The sequence below is a fragment of the Streptomyces sp. NPDC046557 genome (assembly GCF_040645975.1).
In the GTDB taxonomy this organism is placed as follows: Bacteria; Actinomycetota; Actinomycetes; order Streptomycetales; family Streptomycetaceae; genus Streptomyces.
This window is the reverse complement of sequence record NZ_JBEYZH010000002.1, coordinates 442,607-459,360: the sequence shown is the minus strand read 5'-3', so window position 1 is coordinate 459,360 and position 16,754 is coordinate 442,607. Positions and strand designations below refer to the sequence as shown.

Sequence of the window (16,754 nt, the reverse complement as noted above, 5' to 3'; positions counted from 1 at the left end):
ACGAGCACACGTACAGGATTGCGAGCACCGGTGCAGAAGAAGCGGTCTCGGAAGAACGGCACCGCCAGCGCAGACGGACCCGCCCCCGCAGGACGTCGCGTCCGCGTACGCAGCAGGCTGGTGGTCGGCGTGGCCGTCGCGGGCCTCACCGTCCTCGCGGCAGGCGCTCCCGCCGTCGTCTCCGCAACCAGGGAACTGAACGACTCCCAGCGGTTGGTCACCCTCGCCGAGCAGGCACAGGGGAGCCTCACCTTGGCGCACCTCCTCGGCGACGAGCGCGACGCCGTGGTCGAGTACGCCGCCAAGGGCCGCCCCACGGGCGCCAAGGCGGTCGTGCAACAACGCGTCGCGGGTACCGACCGACAACTGTCCGAGGTCCGGGCCGACGCGGACGGGCAACTCGCCGGTGCCCTCGGCCGGATCAAGGCGGTGCGCACCGAGGCCGTCGACGGCAAGGGCAGCGCCCTCGCCGCGCACCAGGCGTACACCGCCGTCATCGCGGAACTGCTCGCGCCCGGCGACCGACTCGCCGAACTGACCCCGCCGCGCGCGGAGGCCGCCCTCGCGACCACCCGCCCGCTCGCCCCCCTCGGCCAAGCCGTGGAACAGGCGTCGGCGACCCGCGGACTGCTCCTGGCGGCCCTGGCCGTCCCCGTCCCCCGGAGCGAGCAGTCCTCCGGCTCGGCCGCCGCCGACGAACTCACGGCCGCCGCCCAGCGCGCACGGGTACGGGAACAGGCCGCCCTCGACGACTTCGCGCGGGCCGCGCGCCCCGACGTACGGCAGACGCTGACCGACACCGTCACCGGACCCGAGGTCAAGACGGCCGACGACTACCTCAAGCGCCTCACCGAGCGGCCGACCCCGTCCACGGCCGACCGCAAGGCCGACGCCGGTTCCGTCGGCCCGGCCCTCACCGCCCGGATCGACCGGATGCGTTCGGTGGAGTCCACCCTGGCGGGCCGGCGGTCCACCGCCCTCGCCACCCTGCGCGACGACGACGTCCAGCGGCTGGAGCTGCTCGTCGCCTTCCTCGGCGTGCTGTTCCTGCTCGTCGTGGGCGTCTCCACGGCCGTCGCCCGCTCGCTGACCCGGCCGCTGTCGGTGCTGCGCCGGGGCGCGGAGCGGCTGGCGACCCCCGAGGGCTCGGTCGAGCCGGTCCGGTTCACCGGCCGAAACGACGAGTTCGCCCAGGTCGTCGGCCACCTGAACGCGGTACGGGACCAGACCGTCGCCCTGCACACGAAGATCGCCGGACTCGACGCCGACCGGCGCCGGCTCATCGGCCGCAACGAGGCGCTGTCCTCGGGCCGGAGCGCGCTGGAAACGGAGCTCAAGGAGGTCCGGGCCCGGCTGGAAGCGGAGCTGGAGGAGCTGCGGGCCGGGCTGGAAGAGCACCGCCGCATCATGTCGACGACCTCCGTCTCCCTCTCGCTGCGGACCCTCGGCCTGGTCGAGCGGCAACTCGCCGTCATCGAGGAACTGGAATCCAAGGAACAGGACTCCGAGCGGCTCGCGACCCTGTTCAAACTGGACCACCTGGCGACGGTGATGCGCCGCCACAACGAGAACCTGCTGGTCCTGGCCGGGCAGGAACAGGGCCACGGACAGGCGCTGCCGGTACCTCTGGTGGACGTCCTGCGGGCGGCGGTCAGCGAGATCGAGCGCTACGAGCGGGTCGACCTCGCCGCACTGCCGTCGTACACGCAGGTCGCGGGGCACGCCGCCGACGACATCTCGCACGTCCTCGCGGAACTCCTGGAGAACGCGACGACGTTCTCGCCGCCGGACGCCAAGGTGAAGGTGTCGGGCCGGCTGCTGGACTCCGGTGAAGTGGTGCTGTCCGTGCTGGACGAGGGCATCGGGGTCACCGCCGACCGGCTGGAGTCCCTCAACGCCCGGCTGGCCACGCCGGAGGCGTACGACGAGGAGCCCGAGGCGGAGCACGGGCTGGGGCTCGGCCTGTACGTCGCCGGCCGCCTCGCGGCACGCCACGGGGTGACGGCGGAGCTGCGTGCCGGCCGGCACGGCGGGACGGAGGCCCTGGTGGTCGTCCCGGCCGCGCTGCTGCCGACCGCACCGCCGACCTCGCCCGTGCACACGCCGGCCACGTCGGGGTTGCCGGAGTTCCGGCTGCCCGGGGTGATCGCCGAGGCGAACGAGAACACGCTGCCCCCGAGGGTGCCGCCGGCGGCCGAGCCGGCGCCTCCGGTGGCGGACACGGGCGCGGGCGCTGAACCCGAACCGCCTCCCGTCGCGGAGGAGTTCGCGGCCGCGGCGGGCGAAGGGGTTGCGGACGGGTCTCCTTCGGACGGCGGCCGGGACGTGCGGGCCGCTGCGCGGCAGCAGTCGTCGGCCCGGGTCGTGCCCGAGGCCGCTGCGGGGACCTTCGAGGCTCCCGCCGGGCAGTTGCCCCCCGCCGAGCAGGTGTTCACGGCGGCGGCCCCCGCCGCCGTGACGCCGAGCGGGGCGGGTCCCGAGGAGGAACTCCTCGCGAGGGTCGTGCCCGCGCCGGACGCGGTGGCCTTCGCGGTGCCCGACCCCGCCCCGGGGGGCGTCGAGCCGCTGCCCGAGACCGCGCCCGGGGCCGACGTACAGCCGGAAACGGGGTCCGCGCCCGCGCGGCCCCACACCGACCCGGCGGACGCCGCCCCCCACGGCCGGGCCGCCGCCGAGGACAACTGGCTCCCGCGCCAGGGCAACCACGGCCACCCAGAGGAAGCCGTCACCGACAAGGGCCTGCCGAAGCGAACCCCGCGCCCCGCGGCCACGGCCCCGACGACCGACCGGCCCGCCGGGGCACGGTCCGAGCCCCGCCGGGTGGACGCCGACGAGCTGCGCCGCAGACTCGGCGGCTTCTACCAGGGCTCCCAGGACGGGCGGCGCGTCGCGGCGGCCGAACTCGCCCAGGACCAGGACCAGGACCAGGGCCGGGACCAGGACCAGGGCCGGCAGCAGGGGCAGACCGACCGGGGGGACACCGCACAGGAGGCACGCACATGACCGCGCCCAGTACGTACGGACTGAGCACCCAGGCCCGCAACCTGCAATGGCTGCTGACCGACCTGGTCGAGGAGGTGCCCGGCGTCAACTCCGTCGCCGTCGTCTCCTCGGACGGGCTGCTGCTGCTCTCCTCGCAGCCGACGGCCCCCGTGGAAGCGGACCGGCCCAAGGGCCCCCGGGGGGCCTCCGCCGACCTCGCCACCATCGTCTCCGGGCTCGGCAGCCTCACCAGCGGCGCCGCCGACCTGATGGAGCTCGGCTCCGTCAAGCAGACCATGGTGGCGATGGAGCACGGTTCCGTCTTCGTCATGGTCATCAGCGACGGCTCGCTGCTGGGCGTGCACGCCACCCCCGACTGCGACATGAGCGTCGTCGCCTACCACATGGCCCTGTTCGTGGGCCGGGCCGGGCACGTCCTGACCCCCGAAGTCCGCAGCGAGCTGCGCCAGTCGATGGAGAACACCTCGTGAGGAGTCCGGCCTCCGACCGGCTGCCCATACGCGGCGCCGACCGCCGCCCCGCCCGGGTCCGGCCGTACTCCCTCACGGGCGGCCGGACCCGCTTCGCGCAGATCCTGCTGGTGGAGACGTTCGTCGCCGCCCTCGACACCGGACCGGCCGTAACGGCCGACCGGATGCCGGAAATGCCGGCCATCGTCGAGGTGTGCCGGCGCATGCGCACGATCGCCGAGATAGCCGCGCTGCTGAAACTGCCGCTCGGCGTGGTCCGCGTCCTGGTCAGCGACCTCGCCGACCAGGGACGCGTCCGCGTCTACGGCACGGGCCACGGCGCCGGCCGTCCCGACCGCGCGCTGCTGGAAAGGGTGCTCAGTGGCCTTCGCCGTCTCTGATCCGGCCGCGGCCGAGGACGAGCCCGTCCAGCCGTGGCAGTACGACCGTTCGCGCGCGCCCGTCGCCGTGAAGGTGCTGGTCGCGGGAGGCTTCGGGGTCGGCAAGACCACGCTCGTGTCGTCCGTCTCCGAGATCACCCCGCTGCGCACCGAGGCGGTGATGACCCAGGCCGGTGCGGCCACCGACGACCTGTCCGCGACCCCGGACAAGGGCACCACCACCGTCGCCATGGACTTCGGCCGGGTCACGCTCGCGGACGACCTCGTCCTGTACGTGTACGGGACCCCGGGCCAGGAGCGGTTCTGGTTCATGTGGGACGACCTGGTGCGGGGTGCGATCGGCGGCCTGGTGCTGGCCGACACGCGTCGGCTGCGCGACTGCTTCCCGGCCCTCGACTACTTCGAGAGCTGCGGGCTGCCGTACGCCGTCGCCGTCAACCACTTCGAGGGCTCCCGGGAGTACGGGGAGGCCGACGTGCGCGAGGCGCTCGGCATCCCGCCGTACGTCCCCGTCGTGATCATGGACGCGCGGCGCCGGGACACGGTCGTCGAGTCCCTGCTGGCCCTGGTCACGCATGCCCTGGACGTCACCCCCGAATAGCGCGAAGCGCAGCCCCCCCGTAGCACCGTCGACCTCGAATCGAGAACGTGAGATGCGCAAGATACTCGTCGTGGGGGCCGGCCAGTCCGGTCTCCAGCTCGCCCTCGGACTCCAGTCGAAGGGGTACGAGGTCACCGTCATGTCCAACCGGACGGCGGACGAGATCCGCACCGGGCGGGTCATGTCCACGCAAGTCATGTTCGATACGGCGCTCCAGCACGAGCGGGACCTCCAGCTGGCCTTCTGGGAGCGGCAGGCCCCGCGGATCGAGGGCGTCGGCGTATCGGTCGCGGCCCCCGACGGCGGGCGCGCCGTCGACTGGCTCGGCCGGTTGAAGGGCTTCGCGCAGTCCGTCGACCAGCGCGTGAAGATGGCGGGCTGGATCGACACGTTCGTACAGCGCGGTGGCCAGCTGGTCATCCACGGCGCGTCCGTCGCCGACCTGGACTTCTTCTCCCGCACGTACGACCTGGTGCTGGTCGCCGCCGGCAAGGGCGAACTGGTGTCGATGTTCGAGCGGGACGCGGGGCGCTCCCCGTACGACGCGCCGCAGCGCGCGCTGGCGGTCTCCTACGTGCACGGGCTCGGCCCGCGCCCCGAGCACCCGGAAACCGAGGCGGTGCGCTGCAACCTGGTGCCGGGCGTCGGCGAACTGTTCGTCATGCCGACCCTGACCACCTCGGGGCGGGCGGACATCCTGTTCTGGGAGGGCCTCCCGGGCGGTCCGGTGGACGTCTTCAAGGGCGTCAAGGACCCGTCGGAGCACTTGGCGCTGACGCTGGAGCTGATGGAGAAGTTCGCACCCTGGGAGTACGCACGGGCCACCAAGGTGGACCTGACGGACGGTGGCGCCACCCTCGCCGGTCGGTACGCGCCGGTCGTCCGCAAGCCGATCGGCCGGCTGCCGGGCGGCGGGCTGGTGCTGGGCGTCGCGGACGTGGTCGTGGCGAACGACCCGATCACGGGACAGGGCTCGAACTCCGCCGCGAAGTGCGCGGCCTCCTACCTCTCGTCGATCCTCATGCACGGCGACAAGCCGTTCGACGAGCCGTGGATGAAGGCGACCTTCGACAAGTTCTGGTTCACGACCGGCAAGCCGGTCACCCAGTGGACCAACGCCATGTTGGGCGTGCCGCCGGAGCACGTGCTGAACCTGATCGGCGCGGCCGGGGAGCTGGCGCCGGTGGCGGATCGATTCGCCAACGGCTTCGACAACCCGGCCGACTTCGACGGGTACTTCTACGACCCCGAGGACACGGCGGACTACCTGGCGGAGGTTTCGGCCTCGGTCTCCGCGTCGGGCCCGGACCCCGAGTAGCCGGTGTCGTCCCCCGTCGTGGCCGACTCGGGCAACGGCGGGAGGGTGAACGACGCGAGCGGGGTGCCCGCCGGGTCGGGGCGGACGGCGCCCAGGACCGGGTTCGCGGCGATCGGCGACACCTTGACGGTCGCGCCCGGGCGGGGCGCCTGGATGACCTTGCCGTCGCCGATGTAGAGGGCGACGTGCGTGGCGGTGGGGAAGTACACCACCAGGTCCCCGGGACGGAGCCGGTCCAGCGGCACCTTCGGCAACTGCGCCCACTGCTCCTGGCTGGTGCGGGGGATGGGCCGCCCGGCGTGCTCCCAGGCCCGGGAGGTCAGCCCGGAGCAGTCGAAGGAGGCCGGGCCCTCGGCGCCCCAGACGTACGGCTTGCCGATCTGGGCCACCGCGTAGGCGAGGGCCGCGCCGCCGGCGGCGGTGGGGGTGGCGGCCGGCAGGGAGGCGGCGGGGGAACCGGCCCGACCGGCGGCGGGGGAACCGGCCCGGCCGAGGCGGCCCGAGTCGATCATCTTCCGTTGTGCTTCGGCGGTGACCTCCGTCTCGCGGGCGCCGAGCCGTTCCAGTTGTTCGGGGGTCAGTGACGCCAGGAGCCGCTCGACCTCCTTGAGCCGGCCGGTGACCTCCTCCTTGTGCCGCTTCCGCTCCGCGGTCAGGGTCCGCTGGGCCTCCAGCGCCTTGCGGGCGGCGTCGGCGAGGGTCCCGGCGCGCTGTTCGCCGTGTGCGAGGCGGGTGAGGAGTCCGGCGGTGCGGGCGCCTTGGAGGGTGGTGAGCCGGCGCTGGTCGGAGGCGTGGCGGAGGTCTCCGGACAGGAGCATCAGCAGGTAGGGGGAGAGGCCGCCGCGGGATCCCTGGTACTGCTCCCGGGCCAGCCGGCCGGCGCGGGCCCGCTCGGCGGTGAGGGCGGTACGGGTGTTGCCGAGTTCGGTGGTGAGCCGGTGCTCCTCGTCCTGGCGGGCCTTGAGGGCGACTTCGGTGGCGTTGTACGCCTCGGACGCCTGCTCCGCCTTCTGGTACAGGTCTTGGAGGCGGGTGAGCAGCACCCCGACGGACTCGCCGGTGGCCGGCTGGGCGGCGGTGGCGGGCTGGGCGGCTGCGGGCCGGGCCGCGGGCCCGGTGCCCGGAAGCGGCGCGGGTAGGGGCGCCGCGGCGGGCTCCGTCGCGGCGAGGGGTTCGGCGCGGGCGGTGGCCGGCGGGCCGGCGGCCGTGAGCAGGACGGCGGCGGCGACGCAGACGGTGCGGACAAGAAGTGGTCGGTTTGTCATGTAATCACCTCCGGTGTGGCCGATGCTGCCATGCCCGGTATGACGAATCGCCCAGCGGGGGCGGCGGGGTGAGGTCGCGTCACCTGTTCGGAGGCAGGGGCGGGCGCTCCGGCGGTCGTCACGGCTCGCGATCGCCTCACGTTCCGACCGTTTGTGGCGACTCTTCGGCGCACTGTGACATAAGCGGACATAGCGTTCCCGCGCTTGCTACGTTCCCCCCTATGACCGCTCTGACGGCGAAGGTGGCGGAGCCCGCTCCGCCCCCGCCTCCCGACGCCCGGACCCCCAAGGGCCGCGGCATCGAGCTCACGCTGCTCGTCGGGGCGGTCCTGATCTCCGTCCTCGGTCACCTCTACGTCGGACTCGCCGCCACCGGCCGCTTCCCCGACGCGATCACCCGGCACACCGTCGGGTTCGCCGTCGCCGCCCTGCTCGCGCACCTCACCGTGCGGCTGCGCGCCCCGTACGCCGACCCGCTCGTCCTGCCCATCGCCGCCCTGCTCAACGGACTCGGCCTGGTCCTGATCGAACGGCTCGACCTCGCCACCCCGGGCCCGGCCGCGGCCGTGGGCCAACTGCGCTGGTCGGGCGTCGGGCTGGCGCTGTTCGTGCTGGTCGTCGGCGTACTGCGGGACCACCGGGTGCTCCAGCGGTACGCGTACCTCTCCGTCACCACCGCACTCGCCCTGATGCTCGTCCCCGTCTTCTTCCCGGCCGTCAACGGCGCCCACATCTGGATCCGGTTCGCCGGGTACTCCTTCCAGCCGGGCGAGTTCGCCAAGATCCTGCTCGCCGTCTTCTTCGCCGCCTACCTCGCCGCGAACCGCACCGCCCTCGCGCTGACCGGGCGCCGACTGCTGTGGAAACTGCGCCTGCTGCCCGGCCGCGTCCTCGGCCCGATCCTCACGATCTGGCTGCTCAGCGTCGGCGTGCTGGTCCTGGAACGGGACCTCGGCACGTCCCTGCTGTTCTTCGGCCTGTTCGTGATCATGCTGTTCACCGCCACCGGACGGATCGGGTGGATCGCGATCGGACTGCTGCTCGCGGCGCTCGGCGCGTACGCCGTGGGGACGTTCGAGCCGCACGTGCACAGCCGCGTCGAGGACTGGCTGAATCCTTTCGCCTCCATCGCGCGGGGCGACGGCCCCGGCCAGCTCGCCCAGTCCCTCTTCGCCTTCGGCGCCGGCGGCCTCCTCGGCGCCGGCCTCGGCCACGGCCAGTCCTTCCTCATCGGCTTCGCCGCCAAGTCCGACTTCATCCTGGCCACCGCGGGCGAGGAACTCGGGCTCGTCGGCCTCAGCGCGATCCTGCTGCTCTACGGGCTCCTCGTAGACCGGGGCTTCCGCGCCGGACTCGCGCTGCGCGACCCCTTCGGGCGCCTCCTCGCCACCGGGCTCGCCTCGATCCTCGCCCTCCAGGTGTTCGTCATCGCGGGCGGCGTCACCGGCCTGATCCCGCTCACCGGCATGGCCATGCCGTTCCTGGCCCAGGGCGGCTCCTCCGTCGTCACCAACTGGATCATCGCCGCCCTGTTGATCCGGCTCGGGGACAGCGCCCGCAGACCCCTGCCGGCCGCAGAGGCGGCCCTCGCGTGACCCGAGAGGCGGCCCCCGCGTGATCCGCTACATCCGCTGGTGCGCGTACTTCTGCGCGGTCCTGCTCGTCGCCCTGCTGGTCAACATCGGCCGGGTACAGGTGTGGGAGGCGTCCGCCTACGGCGCGAACCCGGCCAACAAACGCACCGCCGTCGAGCGGTACGCGAAGCCGCGCGGGGACATCCTGGTCGACGGCCGGCCCGTCACCGGCTCCCGCGACAGCGGCCAACTGCTGCGCTACGAACGCACCTACACCGACGGCCCGCTCTACGCGCCCGTCACCGGCTTCGCCTCCCAGACGTACGGGACCAGCTTCGTCGAGCGCGCCGAGGACACCGTCCTCGCCGGCACCGACCCCGACCTGTCCGCCTTCCCGCTCTGGTACGACCTCGCGCGCGGTCACCCGCCGGGCGGGAGCGCCGTCACGACGCTCCGGGCCGGGATGCAGCGGGCCGCGTACACGGGGCTGGCGGGCAAGAGGGGCGCGGTCGCGGCCCTGGAGCCGGCCACCGGCAAGATCCTGGCCCTGGTCAGCAGCCCCTCCTACGACCCGGGGGCGCTCTCGGGCACCGGCGCGCGGGTCAAGGAGGCATGGACGCGGCTCAACGCCGACCCCACCAAGCCGATGCTCAACCGGGCGCTGCGCGAGACGTACCCGCCCGGCTCCACCTTCAAGATCGTGACGGCGGCGGCCGCGCTCGACGCCGGGGTGGTCAAGGACGTGGACGCTCCCACCAACACCCCCGACCCCTACCCGCTGCCCGGGACCAGCACCTTGCTGCCGAACGAGGCCACCGGCTGCGAGGACGCCTCGATGGCGGAGGCGGTGCAGTGGTCGTGCAACACGGTGATGGCGAAGATCGGCGTACAGGTGGGCCTGAACCGCATGGTCGAGGCGGCACGGCGGTTCGGCTTCAACGACAACGGGCTGCGCGTGCCGGCCTGGGTGTCCCCGTCGACCTTCGACACCGACATGAGCCCCGACCAACTGGCGCTGTCCTCGATCGGACAGTTCAACACCAAGGCGACCCCGCTCCAGATGGCGATGGTCGCGGCAGCGGTCGCCAACGGCGGGGAACTGAAACGCCCCTACCTGGTGGAACGCACCACGCGGGACGACGGCAGCCAGGTGCGCCGCGGCGAACAGCGCACGCTGAGCCGGGCCATGGACCCGGCGACGGCCCTGCGCATGCAGGAACTCATGGTCAAGGTGGTGGAGAACGGAACAGGACGCAACGCCGCCGTCCCGGGCGCGGTGGTCGGCGGCAAGACCGGCACCGCGCAGCACGGCGTCGGCAACACGGGCACCCCCTACGCCTGGTTCATCGCCTGGGCCAGGGCGGAGGGCGCGCCGCTGCCGGCGGTCGCGGTCGCGGTCGTCGTCGAGGACGCGGCGGCGGACCGCGGGGACATCAGCGGCAACAGCGCGGCGGCCCCGATCGCCCGCGCCGTCCTGACGGCCGCGCTCCAGGCCAACCCGCGCCTCCCTTAGGGCCGGTCACGGCACCTAGGCGCCCGCCAGTACGCTGCGGCCCGTCTCGTGGGCGTAGAGGGTCGCCCGGTCGCGCAGGGAAGCGCCGACCGCCATCCGCGCGTCGCGCCGGCGCTGGGCCGGCCCGTCGGGCAGGTGCAGGAAGTCCGCGTTGCCGCGCGAGGCCCGCTGGATCTCGGCGGTCCGCGGGACGCGCAGCGCCTCGTACCGGGCCAGCCGCTCGGCGACCGTGGTCCGCGGCTCCCGCGTCAGGCAGGCCGCGAGGTCCATCGCGTCCTCGATCGCCTGGTTCGCGCCCTGCGCCATGAACGGCAGCATCGGGTGCGCCGCGTCCCCGAGCAGGGTGATGTGCGAGGTCGACCACCGGCGCAGCGGACTCCGGTCGTGCAGGGCCCACTGGTGGAGCTCCTCCACGTTGCGGGCGATGTCCGACACCAGCCCGGTCCACCCGCCGAAGGCCCGTACGAGATCGGCCGGATCGGCCGGGGCCGACCAGGACTCGTGCGGGGCGTGGGGCATCGGGACGGTCGCGGCGAAACTGATCTGCCTGCCGCCGTCCACCGGATAGCAGACGAAGTGTCCGCCCGGGCCGAGCCACAGCCGCACCAGGGCCTCGCGAGCCTCCGCCGGCAGCTTCTCCACCGGTACGAGACCGCGGTAGATCCCCAGCCCGGAGAAGACCGGGTCGTCCTTGCGCAGGACCTCCCGCACCGTCGAGTGAATCCCGTCCGCGCCCACCAGCACGCCCGCGGTGCGGACCGTACCGTCGGCGAAGAACAGCCGGGCACCGTCCGGGGTCTGCTCCACCGAGTCCAGCCGGGACTTCAACCGCACCCGCTCCCGGTCGCCCAACGAGAGCAGCGCCTCGTGCAGGTGCGCCCGGTGAATGGTCCGGTACGGAGCCCCGAAGAGCCGTTCGCACTCCTCGCCGAGGGGGGTCCGGGCGATCGGACGCCCGGTCCAACCGCGCACCTCCATCGCCTCGATCCGCACGCCCCACTCGTCCAGCGCGGGCCCCAGACCCAGCCGGGCCAGCGGTCGCAAGGCGTTGGGCGAGAGCTGCACTCCCGCACCCACCTCGGCGAACCGGTCGGCCTGCTCGTAGACCGTGTACGGCGTGCCGGTCGCGGCCAGTGCGCCCGCGAGCGCCAGACCACCGATCCCGGCACCCACCACGGTGATCTGCTGCCGTTCCTCTTCGGCGTCCTCGCCGACCTCCATGAACCGCACGTCTCCGACCGCCCTTCCTCTGCCACGACCTGCCGGCCTTCAGGCTCCGAGCTTGGGTGTCACCCACCCCGGCGGCAATGTCGGGGCACCCGTCGCCTGACAACTGTCGTGACTTCCGTGACCTCCGTCATCCGGGCGTCGCGCGGAGCCGGTCGTACCGCTTGACCGCCCCTAACGTCGGTGAAGTGCCCGGGAGTTCCGTTCCGCGGGCGACCAACGACCTGGGAGGATCACAGTGAGGCAACCGGAGGAGCCGCGATGACCGCGGTGGCCGTAGAGGGCCTGCGCAAGAAGTACGGTGACCACGAAGCCGTCCGCGGCGTTGACTTCACCGTGCAGGAGGGCGAGATCTTCGCCCTGCTCGGCCCGAACGGGGCGGGCAAGACCACCACGCTGGAGATCCTGGAAGGCTTCCGGCAGCGTGACGAGGGCCGGGTCGAAGTGCTGGGCCGCGACCCCGGCACCAAGGACGGCGGCCGCTACCTGCGCGGCCAGATCGGCCTGGTGCTCCAGGACATCGCCGTCGAGCCGTACCTGTCGGTACGCGAGACGGTCGCCCGCAACGCCGGCTATTACCCGGCCCCGCGCGACGTCGACGAGGTCCTCGACCTCGTCGGTCTCGACGAGAAGCGCGGCGCCAAGGTCAAGGACCTGTCCGGCGGCCAGAAGCGCCGGCTCGACCTGGCGCTCGGCGTCATCGGCAACCCGCAGCTCCTGTTCCTGGACGAGCCGACCACCGGCTTCGACCCGAACGCCCGCCGCGGCGCCTGGGACGTCGTACGCAACCTGCGCGACGCCGGCACCACGATCGTGCTGACCACGCACTACATGGACGAGGCGCAGGCACTCGCCGACTCCGTCGTCGTCGTCGCGGCCGGCCAGGTCGTGGCCTCGGGCACCCCCGAGACCCTCGGCGGGCGCGACAGCGCCCTCGCCCGGATCCGTTTCGCGCTGCCGCGCGGCGCCGTCGTCTCCGACGTGCCCGTTCCGGTGACCGACGCGGGCGAGGGCCTGGTCACGGCGGAGGTCGAAGAACCCACCACCGCCCTGTACAAGCTCACCGACTGGGCCCTGCGGCGCGGCACTCCCCTGGAGCGGCTGACCGTCGACCAGCCCACCCTGGAGGACGTCTACCTGGGCCTGACCCGGGAGTACGCGTCCACGGAAGCCTCCTCGCCGTCCTCCGCCCGGACACGGCGCCGGCCGAATCGGAGCCGATCATGACCACCCTGACCCCGACCACGACATCCCGCACCGGCGGGCGCCCGGCCGCGGCCGGTACGGAGCGCGGCACCCTCGCCCTCCTCTGGCACCAGATCCGTTTCGAGCAGCTGTCCTTCTGGCGCAACCCGCAGTCGATGGTGTTCACCTTCGTCCTGCCCATCGTCATCATCGGCATCTTCGGCGCGGTCTTCAGCGGCGGCGAGGGCGAGACCTTCTTCTTCGGCCTGTCGGGCATGCAGTACTACACCCCGACGATCGCCGCGGTCTCGGTGCTGGGTGCCTGCTACGGCCAGCTCGCCATCGTGCTGGCCATGCGCCGGCAGACCGGCATCCTCAAGCGGCTGCACGCCACCCCGCTGCCGGCCTGGGTGTACTTCGCCGGACTCCTCGTGCACTGCGTCGTGGTCTCCGTGATCGACGTGGCACTGGTCATCGGCATCGGCTCGCTGTACGGCGTGACCCTGCCGACGGCCTGGGCGGTGGTCACCCTCACCCTGGTGCTGGGCGCAGCGAGCTTCTGCGCGCTGGGCGTGGGCGTCGCCTCGCTCATCAAGAACTCCGAAGCCGCCCCGGCGGTGGTGCAGTTCATCCAGTTCCCGCTGGTGTTCATCTCCGGCAGTTACTTCCCGATCCACTCCGAGGTGCTGAACAAGATCGCGGGGCTGCTGCCCGTCAAGCCGTTCAACGACGCCATGCTCGCGCCGTTCACCGGTGACGGCAGCTTCCACTGGAAGGAACTGGCCGTCCTGGCGGCCTGGGGCGTCATCGGCGCCCTGATCGCGGTCCGCAGCTTCCGCTGGGACCCCCGCCCGGAGTAGAGCCGGCCGGGCACCGGACCGTACGGCGTGCACGTCCCGGGGGGCCTCGACCACGAGGCCCCCTCGACGTGCCGCGACCCCGCGACACCTCATCCGGAAGGAACCTCATGTCCTCCTCCCTCTCCTCGTCCCGCGTCACCGACGCACCGACCCCCGCCGAACTGGCCGGTCTCTGGGACATCGACACCGAAGCCGGCTCCGTCGAGTTCCGCGCCCGGCACTTCTTCCTGTTCCCCGTCTCCGGCCGCATCCCGGTCGGCGCCGGCGCGGTACAGATCGATGACGGCGGCACCCTGCGCGGCCTCGACATCTCCCTGACCGCCGCCGACTTCAACACCGGCAACCCCGGCCGGGACCGGCAGGTCACCGGCCCCGGCTTCCTCGACGCCGAACGCCACCCCGTGATCCGGTTCACCGGCGAGCGCCTCAACGGCGGCGGCGCGGCGGGCTGGACCGTGACCGGCCGGCTCACCGTCAAGGGCGCCGGCGTCCCGCTGACCCTGCACGTGGACCCCGGGGGCATCGAGACCAAGGACGGCGGGGCACGGGTCGTCGTACGCGCCACCGCGGACGTCGACCGGCACGCGCTCGGCGTGAGCGCGATGCGCGGCCTGGTGGGACCCCGGCTGCGCGTGCGCGTCACCGCCGTCTTCGTCCGCGGCGTCCAGGGGGGTGTCTGACGGACCGCGGTCCCACCGCCGGTACCCCGAAGGCCCGGCCGGAGAGTCTCCGGCCGGGCCTCGGCGTTGCCCGGCGCGGCCGGGGGCCGCTCAGCCCGCGGGCACCGGGTGGGCGACCGAACCCGCGGGGGCGGGGAAGGCGTGCGCGAGCCACGCGTACGTGCGCAGCTCCTCCAGCATGCTCAACCCCAGCCGGTTGTGCAGCATGTGCGTGTGCGAGGAAAGGATCACCCCGGGCGGTACCGGGGAGGCAGAGCGGACCTCGTCCAGCAGGACCCCGGCCGCCTCGTGCCAACCCTCGAACGGGCCGTGCGCCGACGGGTCCACGCCGGCCGCACCCCCGTCCCCGGCGATCGTGGTGACCGAGTCCAGCAGTTCTTCCGCGTACCCGGCCTGCGTCGCCCAGCCCCGCCAAGCCGCCAGACCGTGCGCGTAGTACGACGCCCGCTCGGCGGGCCCGCCGAGCGCGGCGGCCGCCGCCATCGTGCCGCGCAGCGCCAGCCGCGCGCGGTGCGCCTCGCCGCGGATCCTCGGCACCAGGGCCAGTACGAGCCGGCTCGACACGTGGAACAACCGCTCGTTCGCGGGCATCAGAGCCCGGCCCCCGTACCGGTCGTACTCGGGCTCGTACCGGGCCTCGTGCACGCCCGGGCTCAGGAGCGCCCGCAGGGAGCGGTTCTCCCCGCGCTCCCCGGCCGTCAGCACGCCCGCGCCCTCCCGGAACGCCTCGGCGTCCAGCGGCTCCTCGTGTGCGCGCGGCCGGCCCGCCTCGGCGAGCCGCGTTCCGAGGGCCTTCTCGAACTCCGGGAGCTCGCCGGGGGCCAGATCGCCCACGCGCAGCCGCAGGTGCGGGCCGCCCTGCCAATAGCGGATGAAGAACCACGGCCGGCCGCCCAGTTCCGCGACGGCCGGTCCCACCGCCTCGGTCAGCACCCGGTCGTGGGCCGACCGGGCGGTGGTGCCCAGGTGCAGGTGCCAGGCCGTCCAGGCGGTGGGCGCCCGTCCCTGCCCGCCCGTCCCCGTGTCCGTCCGCCCGTCCGTCCGCCCGTCCGTCCGCCGATCGGTCCGCTGGTCCGTCCGCGTGTCCGTGTCCGTCATGTCTCCGGTTCCCTTCACCGTCGCAGGTCGAGCAGCGCGCCACCGGTCTCCTTCGGGACCCCCACGACCGCGGACAGGACGATCGTCTCGTCCTCCTCCAGGCCGAGGACACGCTGCGTGGGTATCTCCTTGAACGCCCGCACCGGGCGGGCGAACAGTCCCGAGGCCGCCGCCGACAAGCACAGCCCGTGCACCGCCCAACCGGCCGCGTGCTGCGCCGCGCCCCAGCCCGCCGGACCGAGCCGGTCGAACAGCTCCCGGGGCCGGACGGACAGGAACACCGACATCGGGGCGTTGCGGATGCCGCAGCCGTTCACCGGCGAAACCCCGTAGCCGTACCGCTCCTCCAGCCGCCCGGCGGCCGAGGCGTCCGCCCGAACCAGCCGGGCCGCGCCGCCGTCGACCCGGTGCACCCCGTCCGCCGTGCCGGTGACGCCCTGCGTCACCACCGTGACCCGGACCGACTCGAAGGCCGCGGCGAGGTCCGGGCCGGGCGGCGGTACGGACAGCCAACGCACCGCGCTCTCCAACGCCTCGGACGGCACCCGCCGGCGCCGCCCCGTCATCCCGTGCAGGGCACGCGGCATCCGGCCCGAGTGACGCCGCCACAGCAGCTCCGCCCAGTCGGGCACCACCGCCGAACGGGGGAGTCCCGCCGGGATCGCCGAGGTCAGAGGGTGCGGCAGGCCGTCGTACACCTGAGCGCGATTGACCCGTACGAGGTCGTCCAAGGCGGGATCGCTCGCGGCGAGCGCGGCCGGCGGCGGGACGACGTCCGCCCGCCCGGCCGCAGCCGGCGTCGCGGCGTCCCACTCCACGGTGAGCGGCAGCGACCACTCCCAGGGTCGCTCGAAGCCGAGTTCGGCCAACAACCGGTGCGCGTCCGGTCCGGGCAGCCGCAGCCGGGCCGGCAGCCCGAAGAGCTCCAGGCCGATGCCGAGGGCCCGCAACACCATGCCGAGCTCGATGGCGACCAGCGAGCCGCGAAACCACTGGTAGGCGGCCGGGATCGCCGTGTAACGGCCGGTCAGCGCGATCCGCCGGGCCGGGCCGGGCGTCGCCGCGCCGGTGAGCGCGTGCAGGTCCGGCTGGAGCAGCCGCCAGGGCCGCGGGCCGCCGCCGTCCACGAAGGCGTCGACGGGGAACAGGCAGCGCGCCGAGGCGTACGGGCGGTGGTCGTTGTACGGGTTCTCCGGCTCGCGGCGCTGCGGCCCGAAAGCCGTCGTCAGCGCGTGCGCCCACCGCTCGCAGTCCGCCACGCCCGCACCCGCCACGCCCGCACCCGCCCCGGCCGGCACGTCCGGGTAGGGGAGGGCGGAGAGCAGCCCGGTGGTACCCAGCGGCAGCACCGTCCGCGCCCCCGCCCCGGTCGGCGGCGCGGGCGCCACGTGGGTGTCCGGCGGGGCCTGCGGGGTCCAGGTCCAGGGCGGCGGTTCGGGCCGGTCGTCGCCGGCGCCGTACGCGTACCAGAGCGGCTCGCGCGCGATGGGGTTGTCGCCCTCGGGGCCCGGCAGGTCGACCGGGCAGGGCCGTCGGGTGCGGAGCGGGGTCGTGGGCGTCATCTGCGGGCCTCCAAGAGA

At 73.7% G+C, this 16,754-nt stretch carries 14 protein-coding genes; 10 read left to right on the top strand and 4 right to left on the bottom strand.

What is annotated here, in order from left to right:
* Positions 1-30: 30 nt before the first annotated feature.
* Genes ABZ934_RS07295 through ABZ934_RS07275 form a run of 5 tightly spaced genes read left to right on the top strand, consistent with a single transcriptional unit; the run spans position 31 to position 5,772 of the window.
* On the top strand, positions 31-3,003 hold the full coding sequence (locus tag ABZ934_RS07295) for a nitrate- and nitrite sensing domain-containing protein (protein ID WP_361309545.1): 2,973 nt from the start codon (positions 31-33) through the stop codon (positions 3,001-3,003).
* On the top strand, positions 3,000-3,473 hold the full coding sequence (locus ABZ934_RS07290) for a roadblock/LC7 domain-containing protein (RefSeq protein ID WP_361309543.1): 474 nt from the start codon (positions 3,000-3,002) through the stop codon (positions 3,471-3,473). The genes ABZ934_RS07295 and ABZ934_RS07290 overlap by 4 nt, the downstream gene beginning before the upstream one ends.
* Positions 3,470-3,853, top strand: a complete 384-nt coding sequence (locus ABZ934_RS07285) for a DUF742 domain-containing protein (protein ID WP_361309541.1) — start codon at positions 3,470-3,472, stop codon at positions 3,851-3,853. The genes ABZ934_RS07290 and ABZ934_RS07285 overlap by 4 nt, the downstream gene beginning before the upstream one ends.
* The gene (locus ABZ934_RS07280; protein ID WP_361309538.1) at positions 3,834-4,454 is read left to right on the top strand and encodes an ATP/GTP-binding protein; all 621 of its coding nucleotides are present in this window, start codon (positions 3,834-3,836) and stop codon (positions 4,452-4,454) included. Before ABZ934_RS07285 ends, ABZ934_RS07280 begins: the two co-directional genes overlap by 20 nt.
* 52 nt (positions 4,455-4,506) lie before the next feature.
* Positions 4,507-5,772: a styrene monooxygenase/indole monooxygenase family protein gene (locus tag ABZ934_RS07275; RefSeq protein WP_361309535.1), complete on the top strand. Its 1,266-nt coding sequence runs from the start codon at positions 4,507-4,509 to the stop codon at positions 5,770-5,772.
* On the opposite strand, the gene ABZ934_RS07270 is transcribed toward ABZ934_RS07275, so the two are convergent.
* Complete coding sequence (locus tag ABZ934_RS07270; protein WP_361309532.1) at positions 5,718-7,037, bottom strand: NlpC/P60 family protein; 1,320 nt, start codon at positions 7,035-7,037, stop codon at positions 5,718-5,720. The two genes, ABZ934_RS07275 and ABZ934_RS07270, sit on opposite strands and share 55 nt — an antisense overlap.
* 221 nt (positions 7,038-7,258) lie before the next feature.
* Between ABZ934_RS07270 and ABZ934_RS07265 the strand changes: the two genes are divergently transcribed.
* Entirely contained in the window at positions 7,259-8,632 is a 1,374-nt protein-coding gene (locus tag ABZ934_RS07265) for an FtsW/RodA/SpoVE family cell cycle protein (protein ID WP_361309529.1), read from the top strand.
* A 19-nt stretch (positions 8,633-8,651) separates the two neighbouring features.
* Positions 8,652-10,124: a penicillin-binding transpeptidase domain-containing protein gene (locus ABZ934_RS07260; RefSeq protein ID WP_361309526.1), complete on the top strand. Its 1,473-nt coding sequence runs from the start codon at positions 8,652-8,654 to the stop codon at positions 10,122-10,124.
* Positions 10,125-10,139: 15 nt separating this feature from the next.
* Here the strand turns inward: ABZ934_RS07260 and ABZ934_RS07255 are convergent, their stop codons facing one another.
* Entirely contained in the window at positions 10,140-11,345 is a 1,206-nt protein-coding gene (locus ABZ934_RS07255; RefSeq protein ID WP_361310284.1) for an FAD-dependent monooxygenase, read from the bottom strand.
* A gap of 267 nt (positions 11,346-11,612) precedes the next feature.
* Here ABZ934_RS07255 and ABZ934_RS07250 point away from each other — a divergent pair, with 267 nt between their 5' ends.
* The 3 genes from ABZ934_RS07250 (at position 11,613) to ABZ934_RS07240 (ending at position 14,076) form a co-directional block, all read left to right on the top strand.
* Positions 11,613-12,578, top strand: coding sequence for an ABC transporter ATP-binding protein (locus ABZ934_RS07250; protein WP_361309524.1), 966 nt, complete (start codon positions 11,613-11,615; stop codon positions 12,576-12,578).
* Complete coding sequence (locus tag ABZ934_RS07245) at positions 12,575-13,396, top strand: ABC transporter permease (RefSeq protein WP_361309521.1); 822 nt, start codon at positions 12,575-12,577, stop codon at positions 13,394-13,396. The genes ABZ934_RS07250 and ABZ934_RS07245 overlap by 4 nt, the downstream gene beginning before the upstream one ends.
* Before the next feature lie 107 nt (positions 13,397-13,503).
* The gene (locus ABZ934_RS07240) at positions 13,504-14,076 is read left to right on the top strand and encodes a YceI family protein (RefSeq protein ID WP_361309518.1); all 573 of its coding nucleotides are present in this window, start codon (positions 13,504-13,506) and stop codon (positions 14,074-14,076) included.
* A 90-nt stretch (positions 14,077-14,166) separates the two neighbouring features.
* Here the strand turns inward: ABZ934_RS07240 and ABZ934_RS07235 are convergent, their stop codons facing one another.
* Positions 14,167-15,174: a thiopeptide-type bacteriocin biosynthesis protein gene (locus ABZ934_RS07235; protein WP_361309516.1), complete on the bottom strand. Its 1,008-nt coding sequence runs from the start codon at positions 15,172-15,174 to the stop codon at positions 14,167-14,169.
* A gap of 14 nt (positions 15,175-15,188) precedes the next feature.
* Positions 15,189-16,736 (bottom strand): nitroreductase family protein, encoded by a 1,548-nt coding sequence (locus ABZ934_RS07230; protein WP_361309514.1) that lies wholly within the window; start codon positions 16,734-16,736, stop codon positions 15,189-15,191.
* Between the last annotated feature and the right edge of the window lie 18 nt (positions 16,737-16,754).